Below are 19,937 nucleotides of genomic sequence, written 5' to 3'. Positions count from 1 at the left end.
TTATCGGCGACGCTGAATAAACGCTCGAATCCGCTCAGCCGCTTCCACACATTCGGCCAACGGCGCTACCAGCGCCATGCGCACGCGCCCGGCGCCGGGGTTGGTGCCGTCGACTTCCCGCGACAGGTACGAGCCCGGCACCACGGTCACGTGTTCTTCCACGAAGAGGTCGCGGCAGAAGGCGGCGTCGTCGCCATTCACGTTCGGCCACAGATAGAAGCCGCCATCCGGGGCTTGGACATCCAGCACTGGCTTGAGAATGGCCAGCACCGCGTCAAATTTTTCACGATAGAGGTCACGGTTGGCCTGCACGTGGGCTTCATCCTGCCAGGCGGCAATACTGGCCAGCTGGGTTTGCACCGGCATTGCGCAGCCGTGGTAGGTCCGGTACAGCAGGAAAGCCTTGAGGATTTCGGCGTCGCCCGCCACAAACCCGGAGCGCAGGCCCGGCAGGTTGGAACGCTTGGACAGGCTGTGGAATACCACGCAGCGTTTGAAGTCCTGGCGACCCAGTTCGACGCAGGCGCTGAGCAGGCCCGGCGGTGGGGTTTGTTCGTCGAAGTAGAGTTCGCTGTAGCACTCGTCGGCGGCGATCACGAAGTCGTATTCGTCGGCCAAGGCGATCAGTTTTTTCAGGGTGTCGACCGGAATCAGCGCGCCTGTGGGGTTGCCGGGGGAGCACAGGAACAGGATCTGGCAACGCTTCCAGATGTCGGGAGAAACTGCATCGAAATCCGGGTTGAAGCCGTTTTCGTCCAGGCACGGCAGATAGTGCGGCTTGGCCCCGGCCAGGAACGCGGCGCCTTCGTAGATCTGATAGAACGGGTTGGGGCTGACCACCAAGGCATCGTCGCCGCGGTTGACCACGGTCTGGGTGAAGGCGAACAGCGCTTCACGGGTGCCATTGACCGGCAGGATATTGCGCGCCGGGTCCAGCCAACCCTTGGGTACGTTGAAGCGGCGTTCGCACCAGGTGCCGATGGCCTCGCGCAGCGCAGGTATGCCCAGGGTGGTCGGGTACACCGCCATCTGGTCGAGATTGTTGGCCAGGGCGTCGGCCACGAATTGCGGAGAGGTGTGCTTGGGTTCGCCGATGGACAGCGCAATCGGGCGCTTGTCCGGGTTCGGCGTGACGCTGCCCAGCAGGGCGCGCAATTTCTCGAACGGGTAAGGTTGCAGCTGGTTCAGGGCGTTGTTCATGAGAGCCTCAATCACGGTGGGCACGGACCCTGGAGCGCTGGCTTGCCTGCAATGGCATTACCTCGGTGTGCCAGAGGCACCGTGGCGCCCGCATCGCAGGCAAGCCAGCTCCCACAGGGCTCGTGGTTGCAAAGTTAAATAATCAAATAGTCAGGCGTGTGAGTTCGACGCCGCTTTCCTGGTTGACGCTCAACTGCTGGACGATGGCTTCCTGCAAACGCTGGCACAGTTCAGGGTCGGACAGCGGCTGGTTGTCGGCATCGGTAATGAAGAACACGTCTTCCACGCGCTCGCCGAGGGTCGCGATCTTGGCGTTCTGCAACGACAAGTCGAATTCCAGGAAAATCCCGCCGATCCGTGCCAGCAAGCCAGGACGGTCCGGGGCGCTGAGCTCCAGCAGGGTCACCGGGCGCTGGGCGTCGTTGGAAATGGTCACCTGGGGCGCAAAGGCAAAGTGCTTGAGCTGGCGCGGCACCCGACGCTGGATGATGGTCGGGTAGTCGTCCGGGTTACGCAGCGCTTCGGTCAGGCCTTCGCGGATCTTTTTCACCCGCGCCGGGTTGTCGCCGATGGACTCGCCTTCGGTGTCGAGCACGATGTAGGTGTCGAGGGTGAACTGGCTGCTCGAGGTGATGACCCGGGCGTCATGGATGTTCAGGTTGAGCTGGTCCATGGCAGCCACGGTCACCGCGAAAAAATCGTGCTGGTCGGGGGCGTAGATGAAAATCTGCGTGCCGCCTTCGAATTCGCGCTGGGTGGTTTCCTTGATCAGCACCAACGGGCCGCCATCGGCGGGCTGCTGCAGGATGGCGTCAGTGTGCCAGGCGACATCGCCGGCGGTGTGGCGCAGGAAGTAATCGTCGCCCAGCTGCGACCAGAGTTGCTCGACATCGTCGGGGTCGTTGCCGCCGCGCACCAGGATATCCAGGGCTGCGCTTTGGGTGCGGCGGATCTGTTCTTCGCGGTCGACCGGGTTTTCCAGGCCACGCCGCAGCGCGCGCTTGGTCTCGGTGTACAGCTGACGCAGCAGGCTCGCACGCCACGAGTTCCACAGGGTCGGGTTGGTGGCGTTGATGTCGGAAACGGTCAGCACATACAGGTAGTCCAGATGGGTCTCATCGCCGACGATCCCGGCGAAATCGTGGATGACCTGCGGGTCGGACAAGTCTTTGCGCTGGGCGGTAGTGGACATCACCAAGTGGTTCTGCACCAGCCAGACGATCAGGCGGCTGTCCCACATAGGCAACTGGTGGCGCTGGCAGAAGGCCTCGGCATCGACCGCGCCGATCTCCGAGTGATCGCCATGCCGGCCTTTGCCGATGTCGTGGTACAGGCCGGCCAGGTAGATCAGCTCCGGCTTGGGCAGCTTGGCCATCAGCTTACTGGCCAGCGGGAATTTCTCTGACACCTGCGTGTACTGCAACTTACGCAGGTGCTTGATCAGGTTCAGGGTGTGGGCGTCCACGGTATAGATGTGGAACAGGTCGTGCTGCATCTGCCCGACAATAAAGCCGAACTCCGGCAGGTAGCGCCCGAGAATGCCGTAGCGGTTCATGCGCCGCAGGTTGCGGTGGATGCCGATCTTGCACTTGAACAGCTCGATAAACAGGCTGGTGTTGCGGATATCATTGCGGAAATCGTCGTCGATCAGGTGCCGGTTTTCCCGCAGCAGGCGAATGGTATCGGCGCGCACGCCTTTGATTTCCGGCTGCTGGGCCATCAGCACGAAGATTTCCAGCATGGCGAACGGCGTACGGCGGAATACGTTGTCGTTGCGCGCCTCGATATAGCCGTCGTGCAGTTGGAAGCGCGAGTTGATCGGCTGCGGCGGCGCCTCGTCTTCGGGGGCTAGGATCACTTCTTCGAAGTGCTGGATGATCAGGTCGCTGAGCTGGGCAATGCTCATGACCACCCGGTAATACTGCTGCATGAAGCTTTCGATGCTGGTCTTCGCGTCCTCGCCTTCAAAACCCAGCAGGGTGGCGATGGAGCGCTGGTGGTCGAACAGCAGGCGGTCTTCGGAGCGCCCGGCGAGCATGTGCAGGGCGTAGCGCACTTTCCACAGGAATTCCTGGGACGAGGCCAGCAGGGCGTTTTCACTTTCTACCAGGAAACCTTCGCCGGCCAGGGCCCGCAGGTTCAGGGTGCCGTACTGGCGACGCGCTACCCAGAGAATCGTCTGGATATCCCGCAACCCGCCCGGCGAGCCTTTGACGTTGGGTTCCAGGTTGTATTCGGTGTCGTTGTACTTGTGGTGCCGGGCCTTCTGCTCGGCACGCTTGGCCAGGAAGAACTCCTTGCTCGGCCACATGTGCGCGGTGCTGGTGACTTCCAGCATGCGCTGGCGCAGGCGCTCGGGGCCGGCGATGGTGCGGCTTTCCATCAGGTTGGTGATCACCGTGAGGTCGGCGCGGGCCTCTTCGGCGCACTCGTCCACCGAGCGTACGCTCTGGCCGACTTCCAGGCCGATGTCCCACAGCAGGGTCAGAAAACGCTCGATGGAATCGCGAAAGATCTCATGATCGGCGCTGTCCAGCAGGATCAGCAGGTCGATGTCGGAGTAGGGGTGCAGCTCGCCGCGACCGTAGCCGCCGACCGCCACCAGGGCGATATCGGCGTCTTCGCTCCAGTTGAACTGTTCCCAGGCCTTTTGCAGGATGTTATCGACGAACCAGGCGCGGTCCTCGATCAGTCGGCGGATGTCGCGGCCGCTGCGAAAACGCGCGTCGAGCACCTCGCGGGCCTGGCGTATAGCCTTCTTGAAGGCGGCGATGGGGCTCGCCTTCAGTGCCAGCTCGGCCTGGAACTGGCCACGGTCGAAGAGTTCGGGATCCACCTGGGGCATCGATCGGCTTTCCTTTCTATCTATCAGTCAGTCACAACACAGTGTGGGAAAACCTTGGCAGCCTTTTTACGCCGAAACCCGTGGGATGGTGTCGTCGGCGCGCAGGGTGAAGATTTCGTAGCCGGTTTCGGTGACCAGCAGGGTGTGTTCCCACTGGGCCGAGAGCTTGCGGTCCTTGGTGATGGCGGTCCAGCCATCGCCCAGCACCTTGGTGTCGGCCTTGCCCTGGTTGATCATCGGCTCGATGGTGAAGGTCATGCCTGCCTTGAGTTCCATGCCGGTGCCGGCGCGGCCGTAGTGCAGGATCTGCGGTTCTTCGTGGAACACCGTGCCGATGCCATGGCCGCAGAACTCACGGACCACCGAGAAGCCGTTCTTTTCGGCGTGCTTCTGGATGACTTCACCGATATCGCCGAGGCGGCAGCCAGGCTTGACGATTTCGATGGCTTTGTACATGCACTCCTGGGTGACCTGAGACAGGCGCTCAGCCCAGACCGGCACGGTGCCGACGTGGAACATGCGGCTGGTGTCGCCGAAGTAGCGGTCCTTGATCACGGTCACGTCGATGTTCAGGGTGTCGCCGTCCTTCAACGGTTTATCGCCGGGAATCCCGTGGCAGACCACGTGGTTGACCGAGGTGCAGATCGACTTGGGAAAGCCCTTGTAGTTCAGCGGTGCAGGGATGGCGCCTTGCACGTTGACTATATAGTCGTGGCAGATCTGGTTCAGGGTTTCGGTGGTGATGCCGGGCTTGACGTGCTCGGCGATCATTTCCAGCACGTCGGCAGCCAGTTTGCCGGCGATGCGCATGCCAGCGATGTCTTCGGCGGTTTTCAAGCTAACGGTCATACGGGCTCTCTCTAGCGCGACGCGCTGAAATCAATACGGTTTACGGGCGTGCGACAAAAGGTTGCAGAATCCGCACAAGCCCCAAAAAACGCGATTCTAACAGACGATGGCGGCAAATCATGAGCGTCTGATCATCGCTTCTCTCTATAAGGTGGGGCCAAGTCGGCTCTATTCAACGGGTTGCGTGAGCGCCGCGCACACCCGATGTGATTGCGTGTTCCGTTTTCTGCCTTCGTATGGTATAAAATGCGCCGCTTTCCGGGGATACCCCGCGAAGCTTAAATCCACACACGTGTCGACACGATGACCTGGGTGCCGGAGGCGAATGCCGCTGGTTGGTCATTGGGATACGTGGAGGCCAAACCCGACTTATTAAGGAACTATCATGTCCCAAGTCAACATGCGCGATATGCTGAAGGCCGGTGTGCACTTCGGTCACCAGACCCGTTACTGGAACCCGAAAATGGGTAAGTACATTTTCGGCGCGCGTAACAAGATTCACATTATCAACCTTGAAAAAACCCTGCCAATGTTCAACGAAGCGCTGACCTTCGTAGAGCGCCTGGCCCAGGGCAAAAACAAGATTCTGTTCGTCGGCACCAAGCGTTCCGCTGGCAAGATCGTTGCTGAAGAAGCAGCACGTTGCGGTTCGCCGTACGTCGATCACCGCTGGTTGGGCGGCATGCTGACCAACTTCAAAACCATCCGTGCTTCCATCAAGCGTCTGCGTGACCTTGAAGTGCAAGCCGAAGACGGTACTTTCGCCAAGCTGACCAAGAAAGAGGCGCTGATGCGCACTCGCGACCTGGAAAAGCTCGATCGTTCCCTGGGTGGTATCAAGGACATGGGCGGTCTGCCTGACGCACTGTTCGTTATCGACGTTGATCACGAGCGCATCGCGATCACCGAAGCCAACAAGCTGGGCATCCCTGTTATCGGCGTAGTCGATACCAACAGCAGCCCGGAAGGCGTTGACTACATCATCCCAGGCAACGATGACGCAATCCGCGCTATCCAGCTGTACATGGGTTCGATGGCTGACGCTGTAATCCGTGGTCGCAACCACGTTGCTGGTGGTACCGAGCAGTTCGTTGAAGAAGCTCCGGTAGCTGCCGCTGAGTAATTGACGCCCTGGCGTTGACTCAGTAAGCAAAAAGGGGGCTTGGCCCCCTTTTTGCCACCTCGAAAACCATTTGTCGGCTCCCGCTTGCGGCAGCGCAACCTAGCGACTGTAACGTGCAGCGGCCTACAAGGGTGATTCGGGAAGAATTGATCGCCCGTTTGATCGGGTGGAATGGTTGAAAACCTATCCAAGAGGATTTTGAAATGGCAGAGATTACTGCAGCGTTGGTTAAAGAACTGCGTGAGCGCACCGGCGAAGGCATGATGGATTGCAAAAAGGCCTTGACCAAGGCCGGCGGCGACATCGAAAAAGCCATTGATGACATGCGTGCTTCGGGCGCCATCAAGGCTGCCAAGAAAGCAGGCAACGTTGCTGCTGAAGGCGCTATCGCTCTGGTTGAAGACGGCAAAGCCGCCGTTCTGCTGGAAGTGAACTCGCAGACCGACTTCCTCGCTCTGCAAGACGACTTCAAGGCATTCGTTGCTGCCAGCGTCAAGAAAGCCTTCGACGACAAGCTGACTACCGTTGAGCCGCTGATCGAAGCTCAAGAAGCTGATCGTCTGGTACTGGTCGGCAAGGTTGGCGAAAACGTCAACATCCGTCGCCTGACTCGCGTTGAAGGCGATGTGGTTGGCGGTTACCTGCACGGCAACAAAATCGGTGTAGCGGTTGTTCTGAAAGGCGGCGACGTTGAGCTGGCTAAAGACATCGCCATGCACGTAGCAGCCAGCAACCCTGAGTTCCTGCTGCCATCGGAAGTGTCTGCTGAAGCAATCGAGCGCGAAAAAGCCGTGTTCCTGAGCTTGAACGCTGACAAAATCGCCGGCAAGCCGGAAAACATCGTTGAAAACATGATCAAAGGCCGTATCAGCAAGTTCCTGGCTGAGGCGAGCCTGGTTGAGCAGGCGTTTGTCAAGAACCCTGAAATCAAGGTTGGCGAACTGGCCAAGAAAGCCGGTGCTGAAATCGTTTCCTTCACTTACTACAAAGTAGGCGAAGGCATCGAGAAGCCGGTCGACAACTTCGCTGAAGAAGTTGCTGCCCAGCTGGCTGCCGCCAAGCAATAAGACGGTTTCCAACTGTCGCCCGAAAGAGGCTGCCCGCTCACGCGCGCAGCCTCTTTTCAAATGGGATGGCCGATTTTATTTGGCTTACCCCCGGAACTGGCTTACAAAGCCGTGTTCCGATGGCGCTGTGACAGCGTCCAGCTAGAGTGAACGCAAGCCGTAAACGGCTCGCCAAGAATTTTTTAAAAAATACGCCGCAGGAGAGATTCGCAATGGCTCAGCAGGGCAGTGGTTATCAGGCTCGCTATAAACGCATTCTACTCAAGCTTAGCGGCGAGGCCCTGATGGGCTCGGAAGAGTTCGGGATCGATCCCAAGGTGCTTGATCGCATGGCGCTGGAAGTCGGCCAACTGGTCGGTATCGGCGTGCAGGTCGGCCTGGTGATCGGCGGTGGCAACCTGTTCCGCGGCGCGGCACTGAGTGCAGCCGGCATGGATCGGGTGACTGGCGACCACATGGGCATGCTGGCCACTGTGATGAACGCCCTGGCGATGCGTGACGCCCTGGAGCGTGCCAATATCTCGGCTATCGTGATGTCGGCTATTTCCATGGTTGGCGTGACCGATCACTATGATCGCCGCAAAGCCATGCGCCACCTGAACTCCAAAGAGGTGGTGATCTTTGCTGCCGGCACTGGTAACCCGTTCTTCACCACCGACTCGGCGGCTTGCCTGCGTGCCATCGAGATCGATGCCGACGTGGTGCTCAAGGCCACCAAGGTGGATGGCGTGTACACCGCAGATCCATTCAAAGACCCGCATGCCGAGAAGTTCGATCATCTGACCTACGATGAAGTGCTGGATCGCAAGCTGGGTGTGATGGACCTGACGGCAATTTGTCTGTGCCGCGACCATAAGATGCCGCTGCGCGTATTTAACATGAACAAGCCCGGCGCCCTGCTGAATATCGTACACGGCGGCGCAGAAGGGACTCTGATCGAGGAAGGCCAACAATGATCAACGAAATCAAGAAAGACGCCCAAGCGCGTATGCAGAAATCCCTCGAATCGCTGAGCCATGCGTTCGGCCAGATTCGTACCGGTAAAGCGCACCCGAGCATTCTGGGTAGCGTCATGGTGCCTTACTACGGTGCCGACACCCCGCTGAGCGGCGTAGCCAACGTTACCGTAAAAGATTCGCGCACCCTGCAAGTCGTGGCCTTCGAGCGCAACATGCTTGCCGCCGTCGACAAAGCCATCCAGAGCGCCGGCCTGAACCTCAACCCGACCAACCTGGGTGAGCTGCTGCTGATCTCCATGCCGGCACTGACTGAGGAAACCCGCAAGGGCTTCACCAAGCAGGCGCGCAGCGCGGCTGAAGACGCGCGCGTTGCCGTGCGCAACATCCGTCGTGATGCCTTGGGTGACCTGAAGAAGCTGGTCAAGGACAAAGAAATCAGCGAAGACGAAGAGCGCCGTGCCGTCGCCGATATCGACAAGCTGACCAAAGATGCCGAGGCCCAGATCACCAAGGCCACCGAGGAAAAAGAAAAGGACCTGATGGCCGTATAAGGGGTCAGGACGCCTTCATGGAAAAGACCAAGCAGACTGTACCCTCTGTGGTGCCGCGCCATGTCGCGATCATCATGGATGGGAATAATCGCTGGGCGAAGAAACGCTTTATGCCGGGTGTTGCCGGGCATAAAGCGGGTGTCGATGCGGTACGGGCGGTGATTGAGGTGTGCGCCGAGGCCAAGGTCGAAGTGCTGACCTTGTTTGCCTTCTCCAGTGAGAACTGGCAGCGCCCGGCCGAAGAAGTCAGTGCCTTGATGGACCTGTTCTTCAAGGCCCTGCGTCGTGAGGCCAAGCGTCTCAACGACAACAACATCAGCCTGCGTATCATTGGCGATCGCTCGCGGTTCCATCCTGAGCTGCAGGCGGCCATGCGCGAAGCCGAGGCCATCACCGCCGGCGCCAACCGTTTTGTGCTGCAGATTGCGGCCAACTACGGCGGCCAGTGGGATATCGCCCAGGCGGCACAGCGGCTGGCCCGCGAAGTGCAGGCCGGGCATCTGCGACCCGACGACATCACGCCCGAACTGTTGCAAACCTGCCTGGTCACCGGCGACCTGCCGTTGCCGGACTTGTGCATCCGTACCGGTGGCGAGCACCGCATCAGCAACTTCCTGCTGTGGCAGCTGGCTTACACCGAACTGTACTTCTCCGACCTGTTCTGGCCGGACTTCAAACACGATGCCATGCGCACTGCGCTGGCCGATTTCGCTTCCCGTCAGCGTCGTTTCGGTAAAACGAGCGAGCAGATCGAAGCTGGAGCCCGGGTTTAATGCTTAAACAACGAATCATCACAGCCCTGATCCTGTTGCCGATCGCCTTGTGCGGGTTTTTCCTGCTCGAAGGTTCCGGCTTTGCGCTGTTTATTGGCCTGGTGGTGACCCTCGGTGCCTGGGAATGGGCGCGTCTGGCCGGTTTCAATGCGCAGTTGCCGCGAGTGGTGTATGCCGCCGTGGTCGCGCTGTTGCTGTTCCTGATGCATACCTTGTCCAGCATTGTGGTGCCCTGGGTGTTGGGTGCGGCGGTGCTGTGGTGGGCGCTCGCGACCTTCCTCGTGCTGACTTATCCGCGCACCAGCGGGCATTGGTCCAGTGTTGCCAGCAAATTGGTGATTGGCCTGTTGGTTCTGCTGCCGGCCTGGCAAGGCTTGGTCGAGATCAAGAATGCCCCGATGGGCAATTGGCTGATCATGGCTGTCATGGTGCTGGTGTGGGGCGCTGATATCGGTGCCTATTTCTCCGGTCGTGCATTCGGCAAGCGCAAGCTGGCCCCTGCCGTCAGCCCAGGCAAGAGCTGGGAAGGCGTGTACGGCGGCTTGGCGTTGACGTTGTTGATCACGCTGGTGGTGGGTGTGGTGCGTGACTGGTCTGTGCAGCAAATCCTGCTGGCCCTGCTGGGTACCGCCATTGTGGTGTTCATTTCGGTGGTGGGTGACCTCACCGAAAGCATGTTCAAGCGCCAGGCCGGGATCAAGGACAGCAGCAACCTGCTGCCAGGTCACGGCGGTGTGCTGGACCGTATCGACAGCCTCACCGCGGCCATTCCGATCTTTGCCGTGCTGTTGTGGATGACTGCTTCGTGAGTCGGCTGCAGCAGGTTACTGTGCTGGGTGCAACCGGCTCGGTAGGGTTGAGCACCCTGGATGTGATCGCTCGCCACCCGGACCGCTATCAGGTTTTCGCCCTGACCGGCTTCACTCGCCTGAGCGAACTGCTGGCCTTGTGCGTACGCCACGCGCCGCGTTTTGCCGTGGTGCCTGAGGCTGGCGCGGCGCGCGGCCTGCAGGATGACCTGCGGGCTGCCGGGCTGGCCACTCAAGTGCTGGTGGGGGAGGAGGGGTTGTGCCAGGTCTCGGCGGACGCCGAGGTCGATACCGTGGTGGCTGCGATCGTCGGCGCTGCGGGCCTGCGCCCTACCTTGGCCGCCGTCGACGCCGGCAAAAAGATCCTGCTGGCCAATAAAGAAGCGCTGGTGATGTCCGGTGCGCTCTTTATGCAGGCGGTGCGCAAAAGCGGTGCTGTGCTGCTGCCACTCGACAGCGAACACAATGCAATCTTCCAGTGCATGCCCGGTGACTTTGCCCGCGGCCTGAGCCAGGTTGGTGTGCGCCGGATTCTGCTGACGGCCTCCGGTGGGCCTTTCCGGCAGACGCCGTTGGCTGAGCTTGAGCATGTGTCGCCCGACCAGGCCTGCGCGCATCCGAACTGGTCTATGGGGCGCAAGATTTCCGTCGATTCGGCGAGCATGATGAACAAAGGCCTGGAGTTGATCGAGGCGTGCTGGTTGTTCGATGCGCGGCCTGAGCAGGTCGAAGTGGTGATTCACCCGCAAAGTGTGATCCATTCGCTGGTCGACTACGTGGACGGTTCGGTATTGGCGCAGTTAGGCAACCCTGATATGCGCACGCCGATCGCCAACGCCCTGGCCTGGCCGGAGCGGATTGATTCCGGCGTGGCGCCCCTGGACCTGTTCGCGATTGCGCGGCTGGACTTCGAAGCGCCGGACGAGCAGCGGTTTCCGTGTCTGCGCCTGGCGCGGCAAGCGGCGGAGGCGGGTAACAGTGCGCCGGCGATGCTTAACGCGGCCAATGAAGTGGCTGTGGCTGCGTTTCTCGAGCGGCGCATCCGTTTTCCGCAGATCGCGAGTATCATCGAAGACGTTTTGGGGCTTGAGCCTGTAGTGGCAGTCAATGATCTGGGGGCAGTGTTCGAGGCGGATACCAAGGCCCGGACGCTGGCCGAACACTGGTTGAACCGCAACGCGCGTTAGTTTGTGGGCGCGCTTGAGCCTTCAGGCACTGGATTGGAATGCGGAGAAATTAGATGAGTGCGCTTTACATGATTGTCGGCACCCTGGTTGCTCTGGGTGTGCTGGTTACCTTCCACGAATTCGGCCACTTCTGGGTCGCGCGTCGTTGCGGCGTCAAGGTATTGCGCTTTTCCGTCGGTTTCGGCATGCCGTTGCTGCGCTGGCACGATCGCCGTGGCACCGAGTTCGTGATTGCGGCCATCCCATTGGGTGGTTACGTCAAGATGCTCGACGAGCGCGAGGGCGAAGTGCCGGCTGACCAGTTGGATCAGTCCTTCAATCGCAAGACCGTTCGTCAGCGTATCGCGATTGTAGCCGCAGGCCCGATTGCCAACTTCCTGTTGGCGATGGTGTTTTTCTGGGTTCTGGCCATGCTTGGCAGCCAGCAGGTGCGTCCGGTTATCGGCGCGGTCGAGGCGGACAGCATGGCGGCCAAGGCAGGGCTGGTTGCCGGCCAGGAAATTGTTTCGATTGATGGCGAGCCGACCACAGGCTGGGGCGCAGTCAATTTGCAGCTGGTTCGTCGTCTGGGCGAGAGCGGCACCGTCAATGTCGTGGTGCGCGATCAGGATTCCACCACCGAAACCCCGCGTGAGCTGGCCCTTGACCATTGGCTGAAGGGGGCTGACGAGCCTGATCCGATCAAGTCCCTTGGCATCCGTCCGTGGCGTCCGGCGTTGCCGCCGGTGCTCGCCGAGCTGGATCCGAAAGGCCCGGCCCAGGCCGCAGGCCTGAAAGCCGGCGATCGCCTGCTGGCCCTTGATGGGCAGTCGCTGGGCGACTGGCAGCAGGTGGTCGATCTGGTACGTGTACGTCCTGATACCAAAATTGTGCTGAAAGTTGAGCGCGACGGTGCTCAAATCGAGGTCCCCGTGACCTTGTCGGTACGCGGGGAGGCCAAGGCGGCCGGGGGTTACCTGGGTGCCGGCGTCAAAGGTGTCGATTGGCCGCCATCGATGGTGCGTGAGGTCAGCTACGGGCCGTTGGCCGCGATTGGCGAGGGTGCAAAACGCACTTGGACCATGAGTGTACTGACCCTCGAATCGCTCAAGAAAATGTTGTTCGGCGAGCTCTCGGTAAAAAACTTGAGTGGACCGATAACCATTGCTAAAGTGGCGGGCGCTTCTGCCCAGTCGGGTGTCGCGGATTTCCTGAATTTCCTGGCTTATCTGAGTATTAGCCTGGGTGTTCTGAATTTGCTGCCCATTCCAGTATTGGATGGGGGGCATCTGTTGTTTTATCTGGTCGAGTGGGTGCGTGGTCGCCCCTTGTCGGATCGGGTGCAGGGTTGGGGGATACAGATCGGTATCAGTTTGGTGGTCGGGGTGATGTTGTTAGCCCTTGTCAACGATCTGGGTCGACTGTAACGCTTCGCTGAATTGCGAATCTGCCGCATTTTGCGGCAGTTTGTTTATTGCCAGTTGGAATAAGAAAGGACTTCATGAAACGTCTGCTGCTAACTGCGGTTCTCACCGTATTGATGATCGCCGAAGTTCACGCCGAGTCCTTCACCATCTCCGATATTCGCGTCAATGGCCTCCAGCGGGTTTCCGCGGGTAGCGTCTTTGGTGCTTTGCCGTTGAACGTTGGTGAACAGGCTGATGACCGTCGCCTGGTAGAATCCACTCGTGCGCTGTTCAAAACCGGTTTCTTTCAAGACATCCAACTGGGTCGCGAAGGCAACGTCCTGGTTATCACCGTGGTCGAGCGACCTTCTGTCGCCAGTATCGAGATCGAAGGCAACAAAGCGATCTCCACTGAAGACTTGATGAAAGGCTTGAAACAATCCGGCCTGGCCGAGGGCGAAATCTTCCAGCGCGCCACCCTTGAGGGTGTACGTAACGAGCTGCAGCGCCAGTACGTTGCCCAGGGCCGCTACTCCGCGACCGTGGAAACCGAAGTGGTCCCGCAGCCTCGTAACCGTGTCGGCCTCAAGGTCAACATCAACGAAGGCACCGTGGCGGCGATTCAGCACATCAACGTGGTAGGCAATACCAAGTTTGCTGATGACGACCTGATCGACCTGTTCGAGCTGAAAACCACCAACTGGCTGTCGTTCTTCAAGAACGATGACAAGTACGCCCGTGAAAAACTCTCCGGTGACCTGGAGCGTCTGCGTTCCTACTACCTGGACCGTGGCTATATCAACATGGATATCGCTTCGACCCAGGTGTCCATCACCCCGGACAAGAAGCACGTCTACATCACCGTCAACGTTAACGAAGGCGAGAAGTACAAGGTTCGCGACGTCAAGCTGAGCGGCGACCTGAAAGTCCCTGAAGACCAGGTCAAGGCCCTGCTGCTGGTGCAGAAGGACCAGGTGTTCTCGCGCAAGCTGATGACCACCACGTCCGAACTGATCACCCGCCGCCTGGGTAACGAAGGCTATACCTTCGCCAACGTCAACGGCGTGCCGACCCCGCACGATGATGACCACACTGTGGACATCACCTTTGTCGTCGACCCGGGCAAGCGTGCCTACGTCAACCGTATCAACTTCCGTGGCAACACCAAGTCCGCCGACGAAGTGCTGCGCCGTGAAATGCGTCAGATGGAAGGTGGCTGGGCGTCGACTTACCTGATCGACCAGTCCAAGACCCGTCTTGAGCGCCTGGGCTTCTTTAAAGAAGTCAACGTCGAGACCCCGGCCGTACCGGGCGTGGATGACCAGGTCGACGTGAACTACGCCGTAGAAGAGCAAGCGTCGGGCTCGATCACCGCCAGCGTCGGTTTCGCCCAGAGCGCCGGCCTGATCCTTGGTGGTTCGATCACCCAGAACAACTTCCTCGGTACCGGTAACCGTGTGTCCATCGGCCTGACCCGAAGCGAATACCAGAGCCGATATAACTTCGGTTATACCGACCCCTACTGGACTGCAGACGGTGTGAGCCTGGGCTACAACGCCTTCTACCGCACCACCGACTACAAAGACCTCGACGTTGACGTTGCAAGCTATGCGATCGACAGCCTCGGCGCCGGTGTGAACATCGGTTACCCGATCAGCGAGACCTCGCGCCTGACGTTCGGCCTGACCGCGCAACAGGATGAGATCAAGACCGGTGTGTACACCGTGGATGAGATCTTCGACTTCACCCGTCGTGAAGGTGACAAGTTCCTGAACTTCAAGGCGTCTGCCGGCTGGTCCGAGTCGACCCTTAACAAAGGCGTACTGGCTACCCGTGGTCACTCCCAGAGCCTGACCCTGGAAACCACCACGCCGGGCAGCGACCTGTCGTTCTTCAAACTCGACTACCGTGGCCAGCTGTTCACGCCGTTGAGCGACAACTACACCATGCGCCTGCACACTGAACTGGGTTATGGCGATGGTTATGGTTCCACCAACGGCCTGCCGTTCTACGAGAACTACTACGCGGGTGGCTTTAACTCCGTACGTGGTTTCAAAGACAGCACCCTCGGCCCACGTGGTACCCCGAGCCGTGGTGTTGGCGTAACCGGTAACCAAGGCACCGTGGCGGACTCCGACGACGACCCGCTGCCGTTCGGTGGTAACGTGTTGATCCAGGGTGGTGCGGAGATTCTGTTCCCGCTGCCGTTCGTCAAGGATCAGCGTTCACTGCGTACTTCGGTATTCTGGGACGTGGGTAACGTGTTCGACTCCAAGTGCGAGCAGATCCGCAACCCGAGCGGCGTGAAGTCCAATACCGAGTGCAACGATGTTAGCCTCAGTAACCTGGCAAGCTCCGTGGGTGTGGGTGTGACTTGGGTGACTGCGCTGGGCCCATTGAGCTTTGCTCTGGCCATGCCGATCAAGAAACCGGATAACGCTGAAACCCAGATTTTCCAATTCTCCCTCGGCCAGACGTTCTAAGCGTCTGACCCAAGATAACGACAACGGATTCTGTAGGAGTACATCGTGCGTAAGTTGACTCAATTGGTTCTGCTGGCCACCGTGCTGGTAACCACCCCGGCCTTCGCCGAGATGAAAATCGCCGTTCTGAACTATCAGATGGCATTGCTCGAATCCGACGCAGCCAAGCGCTACGCGGTAGATGCCGAGAAAAAATTCGGTCCGCAACTGACCAAGCTGAAAACCCTGGAAAGCAGTGCCAAAGGCATCCAGGATCGTCTGGTAGCCGGTGGCGACAAGATGCAGCAAGGCGAGCGCGAGCGTCTGGAGCTTGAATTCAAGCAAAAGGCCCGTGACTACCAGTTCCAATCCAAGGAGCTGAACGAAGCCAAGGCTGTTGCCGACCGTGAAATGCTCAAGCAGCTGAAGCCTAAACTCGACAGCGCCGTGGAAGAAGTCATCAAGAAAGGTGCCTTTGACCTGGTGTTCGAGCGTGGCGCCGTCATCGACGTCAAGCCTCAATACGACATCACCCGCCAGGTGATCGAGCGCATGAACCAGCTGAAGTAAGCCATGACCGCGACTATCAAGCTCGGCGAGTTGGCCGAGTTCCTCGGGGCCACGTTACGTGGCTCCTCGGAGAAAGAAATTACTGGGCTAGCCACCTTGCAGGAGGCTGGCCCAGCTCAGTTGAGCTTCCTCGCAAACCCCCAATACCGTAAATACCTGCTCGACAGCCAAGCCGCAGCCGTGTTGCTGAAAGCCGCTGACGCCGAAGGGTTTGCCGGGGATGCGCTGGTGGTGCCCGACCCGTACCTGGCGTATGCCCGCGTGTCGCATCTGTTCGATCCGAAACCAAAGGCGACGGCGGGTGTTCATCCATCAGCCGTCATTGCCGACGATGCTCAGGTTGATCCTGCGGCCAGCGTCGGCGCCTTTGCGGTGATCGAGAGTGGCGCACGCATCGCCGCCGGTGTAACGGTCGGCGCGCATTGCTTTATCGGCGCGCGCTGCGAAATCGGTGCGGATGGTTGGTTGGCCCCCCGCGTGACCCTGTACCACGATGTGCGTATCGGTGAGCGCGTGGTGATTCAATCGGGTGCCGTGATCGGTGGCGAAGGCTTCGGCTTTGCACAGTCCAAAGGCATCTGGAACAAGATTGCCCAGGTCGGTGGCGTACTGATCGGCGACGACGTGGAAATCGGCGTCAATACCGCTGTTGATCGCGGGGCCCTGGCCGATACCGTGATCGGTAACGGAGTCAAGCTTGATAACCAGATCCAGATCGCCCACAACGTACAGATTGGCGATCACACCGCCATGGCGGCGTGTGTCGGTATCTCCGGCAGTACCAAAATCGGCAAGCATTGCATGCTCGCCGGTGGCGTAGGGCTGGTGGGGCATATTGAAGTTTGCGACAACGTATTCATCACCGGCATGACCATGGTGACCCACTCCATTACCGAGCCGGGCGCCTATTCTTCCGGCACCGCCATGCAGCCCGCAGCTGAATGGCGCAAGAGTGCAGCACGGTTGAGGCAGCTCGACGACATGGCTCGACGCCTCAAACAGCTGGAAAAGCGTGTTGGAGACGTGACCCCTGGCGGTAATGCTTCATCAGAAGGCTGATACCATTTCCATATCAAGTGTGTTCAGCCGATAGACTGCCTCCTTGATTTGCTAGCGGGGCGTGCTTTTCGTCCGCCCGCCCCCAATCTTTATTACAGGCTTCCCCCCGAAATGATGGACATCAACGAGATTCGCGAATACCTGCCTCACCGTTACCCGTTCCTGCTGGTGGACCGTGTAGTGGACCTCAATGTTGAGGAAAAGCGCATTCGTGCCTACAAGAATGTCAGCATCAACGAACCGTTCTTCAACGGTCACTTTCCCGCGCATCCCATCATGCCGGGCGTGTTGATCATTGAAGCGATGGCCCAGGCTGCCGGTATCCTTGGTTTCAAAATGCTCGACCTCAAGCCTGCCGATGGCACGCTTTACTATTTCGTGGGTTCCGACAAGTTGCGTTTCCGCAACCCCGTCACCCCAGGTGACCAGTTGATCCTGGAAGCCAAGTTCATCAGCTGCAAGCGCCAGATCTGGAAGTTTGAATGCCAGGCTTCGGTGGACGGCAAGCCGGTATGCTCCGCCGAGATCATCTGTGCGGAACGCAAACTATGAGTTTGATTGACCCTCGCGCAATCATCGATCCGTCGGCCGTACTGGCCGCCGACGTTGAGGTCGGCCCCTGGTCGATCATCGGCGCAGGTGTGGAAATCGGCGAGGGGACTGTCATCGGGCCGCACGTGATCCTTAAAGGTCCGACCCGCATTGGCAAGCACAACCTTATCTACCAGTTTTCCTCGGTAGGCGAAGACACCCCGGACATGAAGTACAAGGGGGAAGAAACGCGCCTGGTAATCGGTGATCACAACATCATCCGTGAAGGCGTGACCATTCACCGTGGCACCGTGCAGGATCGGGCCGAGACCACCCTGGGTGATCACAACCTGGTCATGGCCTATGCCCATATCGGCCACGACAGCGTGATCGGCAACCACTGCATCCTGGTCAACAACACCGCGTTGGCCGGCCATGTGCACGTTGACGATTGGGCGATCCTGTCCGGTTTCACCCTGGTGCATCAGTATTGCCATATCGGCGCCCACAGCTTTTCCGGCATGGGCACCGCCATCGGCAAGGACGTTCCGGCATTCGTCACGGTGTTCGGCAACCCCGCCGAAGCCCGTAGCATGAACTTCGAGGGCATGCGCCGTCGTGGCTTCAGCGAAGAAGCGATCCATGCCCTGCGCCGTGCCTACAAGGTGGTTTACCGCCAGGGGTTGACGGTGGATCAGGCATTGACCCAACTGACCGAGTCGGCAACGCTGTTCCCGGAAGTCGCGGTGTTCCGTGACTCGATCCAGGCGTCGACTCGCGGCATCACCCGCTGATCATGGCCAGTCTGCGTATCGCGCTGGTGGCCGGAGAAGCTTCCGGCGATATTCTGGGCGCAGGTCTCATGCGGGCTCTCAAGGCCCAGCACCCTGCCGTAGAGTTTATCGGCGTGGGTGGCCCACTGATGCAGGCCGAAGGCCTCACGTCCTACTTCCCCATGGAGCGCCTGTCGGTCATGGGGCTGGTCGAGGTGCTGGGTCGCCTGCGTGAGCTGTTGGCTCGCCGCAAGCTGCTGATTCAGACACTTATCGAAGAAAAGCCTGACGTCTTTATCGGAATCGACGCCCCGGACTTCACCCTTAATATCGAACTCAAGTTGCGTCAGGCCGGGATCAAGACCGTGCACTACGTCAGCCCGTCCGTGTGGGCGTGGCGGCAGAAGCGTGTGCTCAAGATTCGCGAAGGCTGCGACCTGATGCTGACCCTGTTGCCGTTCGAGGCCAGGTTCTACGAAGAAAAGGGTGTGCCGGTGCGGTTTGTCGGGCATACCCTGGCCGACACCATTCCGTTGCAGGCTGATCGCGCCGCCGCGCGTGCCGAATTGGGCTTGCCTGACGGGCCGCTCGTGGCGCTGATGCCCGGCAGTCGAGGCGGTGAAGTCGGCCGGCTGGCCAGCGTGTTTTTCGATGCCGCCGAACGTCTTCAGGTTTTGAAGCCGGGCGTGCGTTTCGTATTGCCCTGCGCCAGCCCGCAACGCCGCGCGCAGATCGAAACCCTGCTCGAAGGCCGCAACCTGCCGTTGACCCTGCTTGACGGTCAGTCGCACCGGGCCCTGGCGGCCTGTGATGCGGTGCTGATCGCGTCGGGCACTGCCACCCTGGAGGCCCTGCTGTACAAGCGCCCAATGGTCGTGGCCTATCGCCTCGCGCCGCTGACGTTCTGGATTCTCAAGCGCATGGTCAAGAGCCCTTACATCTCCTTGCCCAACCTGCTGGCCCAGCGCCTGCTGGTGCCGGAGTTGTTGCAGGACGATGCGACGCCCGAAGCGCTCGCGCAAACTCTACTACCCTTGATCGACGGCGGCGAAGAGCAGACCCGTGGTTTTGACGACATCCACCGCACCCTGCGGCGTGATGCCTCGAACCAGGCTGCGGATGCCGTGTTGACCTTGATCGGCCATAAACAGGACGCGTTATGAGCAAGCAAATGGGCCTGGATTTCAGCCTGGTCGCGCAGGCCCACGAGCTGGTGGCCGGCGTTGACGAAGTCGGGCGTGGCCCGCTGTGTGGAGCGGTGGTGACAGCGGCGGTGATCCTCGACCCGAGCCGCCCGATCCTCGGCCTCAACGACTCGAAGAAACTCACCGAGGCGCGCCGTGAAAAACTCTACGACGAGATCTGTGAAAAGGCCCTGAGCTGGCATATCGCGCGGGCCGAAGTCGGAGAAATCGACGAATTGAACATCCTGCACGCGACCATGCTGGCCATGCAGCGCGCAGTAGAAGGTCTGCACATCACGCCGAAAATAGCCATGATCGACGGCAACCGTTGCCCCAAGCTGAGCATGCCGGCGGAAGCGGTGGTCAAGGGCGATAGCAAGGTGCCTGCGATTGCCGCCGCATCGATCCTGGCCAAAGTCAGCCGTGACCGTGAAATGGCGGCTTTCGAATTGATCTACCCCGGCTACGGTATTGGCGGCCATAAAGGCTACCCAACGCCCGTTCATCTGGAAGCCCTCGCGCGCCTCGGCCCCACGCCGATCCACCGCCGCTCGTTCGCCCCGGTACGCCAGGCTTACGAGCTGCGCGAGAGCCTCATCGAGGTTTAGCC

General features: G+C 59.8%; 18 protein-coding genes. 15 read left to right on the top strand and 3 right to left on the bottom strand.

What is annotated here, in order from left to right; translation table 11 throughout:
- The 3 genes from dapC to map form a co-directional block, all read right to left on the bottom strand.
- Window positions 1-1,200, bottom strand: a complete 1,200-nt coding sequence (gene dapC, locus WBR57_RS14895) for a succinyldiaminopimelate transaminase (protein WP_424084464.1) — start codon at window positions 1,198-1,200, stop codon at window positions 1-3.
- Window positions 1,201-1,342: 142 nt separating this feature from the next.
- Window positions 1,343-4,045: a [protein-PII] uridylyltransferase gene (locus WBR57_RS14890; RefSeq protein WP_424084463.1), complete on the bottom strand. Its 2,703-nt coding sequence runs from the start codon at window positions 4,043-4,045 to the stop codon at window positions 1,343-1,345.
- 66 nt (window positions 4,046-4,111) lie between these two features.
- Entirely contained in the window at window positions 4,112-4,894 is a 783-nt protein-coding gene (gene map, locus WBR57_RS14885) for a type I methionyl aminopeptidase (RefSeq protein ID WP_424084462.1), read from the bottom strand.
- Window positions 4,895-5,279: 385 nt separating this feature from the next.
- Between map and rpsB the strand changes: the two genes are divergently transcribed.
- From rpsB to rnhB, 15 genes are all read left to right on the top strand, one after another.
- Entirely contained in the window at window positions 5,280-6,017 is a 738-nt protein-coding gene (gene rpsB / locus WBR57_RS14880; protein ID WP_003219330.1) for a 30S ribosomal protein S2, read from the top strand.
- A gap of 203 nt (window positions 6,018-6,220) precedes the next feature.
- A complete protein-coding gene (gene tsf / locus WBR57_RS14875; RefSeq protein WP_424084461.1) occupies window positions 6,221-7,084 on the top strand; it encodes a translation elongation factor Ts in 864 nt (287 codons plus the stop codon).
- Between the two features lie 212 nt (window positions 7,085-7,296).
- A complete protein-coding gene (gene pyrH / locus WBR57_RS14870; RefSeq protein ID WP_003189161.1) occupies window positions 7,297-8,040 on the top strand; it encodes a UMP kinase in 744 nt (247 codons plus the stop codon).
- On the top strand, window positions 8,037-8,594 hold the full coding sequence (frr, locus tag WBR57_RS14865) for a ribosome recycling factor (RefSeq protein ID WP_016974404.1): 558 nt from the start codon (window positions 8,037-8,039) through the stop codon (window positions 8,592-8,594). The genes pyrH and frr overlap by 4 nt, the downstream gene beginning before the upstream one ends.
- A gap of 17 nt (window positions 8,595-8,611) precedes the next feature.
- Window positions 8,612-9,367 carry a polyprenyl diphosphate synthase gene (gene uppS / locus WBR57_RS14860; protein ID WP_116628370.1) on the top strand — a complete coding sequence of 252 codons (756 nt, stop codon included), beginning with the start codon at window positions 8,612-8,614 and terminating at the stop codon, window positions 9,365-9,367.
- On the top strand, window positions 9,367-10,176 hold the full coding sequence (locus WBR57_RS14855) for a phosphatidate cytidylyltransferase (RefSeq protein WP_424084460.1): 810 nt from the start codon (window positions 9,367-9,369) through the stop codon (window positions 10,174-10,176). Before uppS ends, WBR57_RS14855 begins: the two co-directional genes overlap by 1 nt.
- Window positions 10,173-11,363 carry a 1-deoxy-D-xylulose-5-phosphate reductoisomerase gene (gene ispC, locus WBR57_RS14850; protein ID WP_424084459.1) on the top strand — a complete coding sequence of 397 codons (1,191 nt, stop codon included), beginning with the start codon at window positions 10,173-10,175 and terminating at the stop codon, window positions 11,361-11,363. Before WBR57_RS14855 ends, ispC begins: the two co-directional genes overlap by 4 nt.
- A gap of 53 nt (window positions 11,364-11,416) precedes the next feature.
- A complete protein-coding gene (gene rseP / locus WBR57_RS14845) occupies window positions 11,417-12,769 on the top strand; it encodes a sigma E protease regulator RseP (protein WP_424084458.1) in 1,353 nt (450 codons plus the stop codon).
- Between the two features lie 74 nt (window positions 12,770-12,843).
- Complete coding sequence (bamA, locus tag WBR57_RS14840) at window positions 12,844-15,231, top strand: outer membrane protein assembly factor BamA (RefSeq protein WP_424084457.1); 2,388 nt, start codon at window positions 12,844-12,846, stop codon at window positions 15,229-15,231.
- Between the two features lie 45 nt (window positions 15,232-15,276).
- Window positions 15,277-15,780, top strand: a complete 504-nt coding sequence (locus WBR57_RS14835) for an OmpH family outer membrane protein (RefSeq protein ID WP_003189173.1) — start codon at window positions 15,277-15,279, stop codon at window positions 15,778-15,780.
- 3 nt (window positions 15,781-15,783) lie between these two features.
- Window positions 15,784-16,839 carry a UDP-3-O-(3-hydroxymyristoyl)glucosamine N-acyltransferase gene (gene lpxD / locus WBR57_RS14830; RefSeq protein WP_424084456.1) on the top strand — a complete coding sequence of 352 codons (1,056 nt, stop codon included), beginning with the start codon at window positions 15,784-15,786 and terminating at the stop codon, window positions 16,837-16,839.
- Between the two features lie 111 nt (window positions 16,840-16,950).
- A complete protein-coding gene (gene fabZ, locus WBR57_RS14825; protein WP_003172281.1) occupies window positions 16,951-17,391 on the top strand; it encodes a 3-hydroxyacyl-ACP dehydratase FabZ in 441 nt (146 codons plus the stop codon).
- Window positions 17,388-18,164, top strand: a complete 777-nt coding sequence (lpxA, locus tag WBR57_RS14820) for an acyl-ACP--UDP-N-acetylglucosamine O-acyltransferase (RefSeq protein ID WP_424084455.1) — start codon at window positions 17,388-17,390, stop codon at window positions 18,162-18,164. Before fabZ ends, lpxA begins: the two co-directional genes overlap by 4 nt.
- 2 nt (window positions 18,165-18,166) lie before the next feature.
- Entirely contained in the window at window positions 18,167-19,306 is a 1,140-nt protein-coding gene (lpxB, locus tag WBR57_RS14815) for a lipid-A-disaccharide synthase (RefSeq protein WP_424084454.1), read from the top strand.
- Window positions 19,303-19,935, top strand: a complete 633-nt coding sequence (gene rnhB / locus WBR57_RS14810; RefSeq protein ID WP_424084453.1) for a ribonuclease HII — start codon at window positions 19,303-19,305, stop codon at window positions 19,933-19,935. Before lpxB ends, rnhB begins: the two co-directional genes overlap by 4 nt.
- The last annotated feature ends 2 nt before the right edge of the window (window positions 19,936-19,937 follow it).

This window comes from Pseudomonas sp., from assembly GCF_049590575.1.
Classification (GTDB): domain Bacteria; phylum Pseudomonadota; class Gammaproteobacteria; order Pseudomonadales; family Pseudomonadaceae; genus Aquipseudomonas.
This window is presented reverse-complemented; position numbering and strand designations above follow the sequence as displayed.

Excerpts from the sequence above, each read along its gene's own strand:
- rseP (WP_424084458.1), top strand. The coding sequence starts at position 11,417 with ATGAGTGCGCTTTACATGATTGTCGGCACCCTGGTTGCTCTGGGTGTG.
- frr (WP_016974404.1), top strand. The coding sequence starts at position 8,037 with ATGATCAACGAAATCAAGAAAGACGCCCAAGCGCGTATGCAGAAATCC.
- WBR57_RS14890 (WP_424084463.1), bottom strand. The coding sequence starts at position 4,045 with ATGCCCCAGGTGGATCCCGAACTCTTCGACCGTGGCCAGTTCCAGGCC.
- lpxD (WP_424084456.1), top strand. The coding sequence starts at position 15,784 with ATGACCGCGACTATCAAGCTCGGCGAGTTGGCCGAGTTCCTCGGGGCC.
- lpxB (WP_424084454.1), top strand. The coding sequence starts at position 18,167 with ATGGCCAGTCTGCGTATCGCGCTGGTGGCCGGAGAAGCTTCCGGCGAT.
- dapC (WP_424084464.1), bottom strand. The coding sequence starts at position 1,200 with ATGAACAACGCCCTGAACCAGCTGCAACCTTACCCGTTCGAGAAATTG.
- uppS (WP_116628370.1), top strand. The coding sequence starts at position 8,612 with ATGGAAAAGACCAAGCAGACTGTACCCTCTGTGGTGCCGCGCCATGTC.
- rpsB (WP_003219330.1), top strand. The coding sequence starts at position 5,280 with ATGTCCCAAGTCAACATGCGCGATATGCTGAAGGCCGGTGTGCACTTC.
- fabZ (WP_003172281.1), top strand. The coding sequence starts at position 16,951 with ATGATGGACATCAACGAGATTCGCGAATACCTGCCTCACCGTTACCCG.
- lpxA (WP_424084455.1), top strand. The coding sequence starts at position 17,388 with ATGAGTTTGATTGACCCTCGCGCAATCATCGATCCGTCGGCCGTACTG.
- bamA (WP_424084457.1), top strand. The coding sequence starts at position 12,844 with ATGAAACGTCTGCTGCTAACTGCGGTTCTCACCGTATTGATGATCGCC.
- tsf (WP_424084461.1), top strand. The coding sequence starts at position 6,221 with ATGGCAGAGATTACTGCAGCGTTGGTTAAAGAACTGCGTGAGCGCACC.
- rnhB (WP_424084453.1), top strand. The coding sequence starts at position 19,303 with ATGAGCAAGCAAATGGGCCTGGATTTCAGCCTGGTCGCGCAGGCCCAC.
- WBR57_RS14855 (WP_424084460.1), top strand. The coding sequence starts at position 9,367 with ATGCTTAAACAACGAATCATCACAGCCCTGATCCTGTTGCCGATCGCC.
- pyrH (WP_003189161.1), top strand. The coding sequence starts at position 7,297 with ATGGCTCAGCAGGGCAGTGGTTATCAGGCTCGCTATAAACGCATTCTA.
- map (WP_424084462.1), bottom strand. The coding sequence starts at position 4,894 with ATGACCGTTAGCTTGAAAACCGCCGAAGACATCGCTGGCATGCGCATC.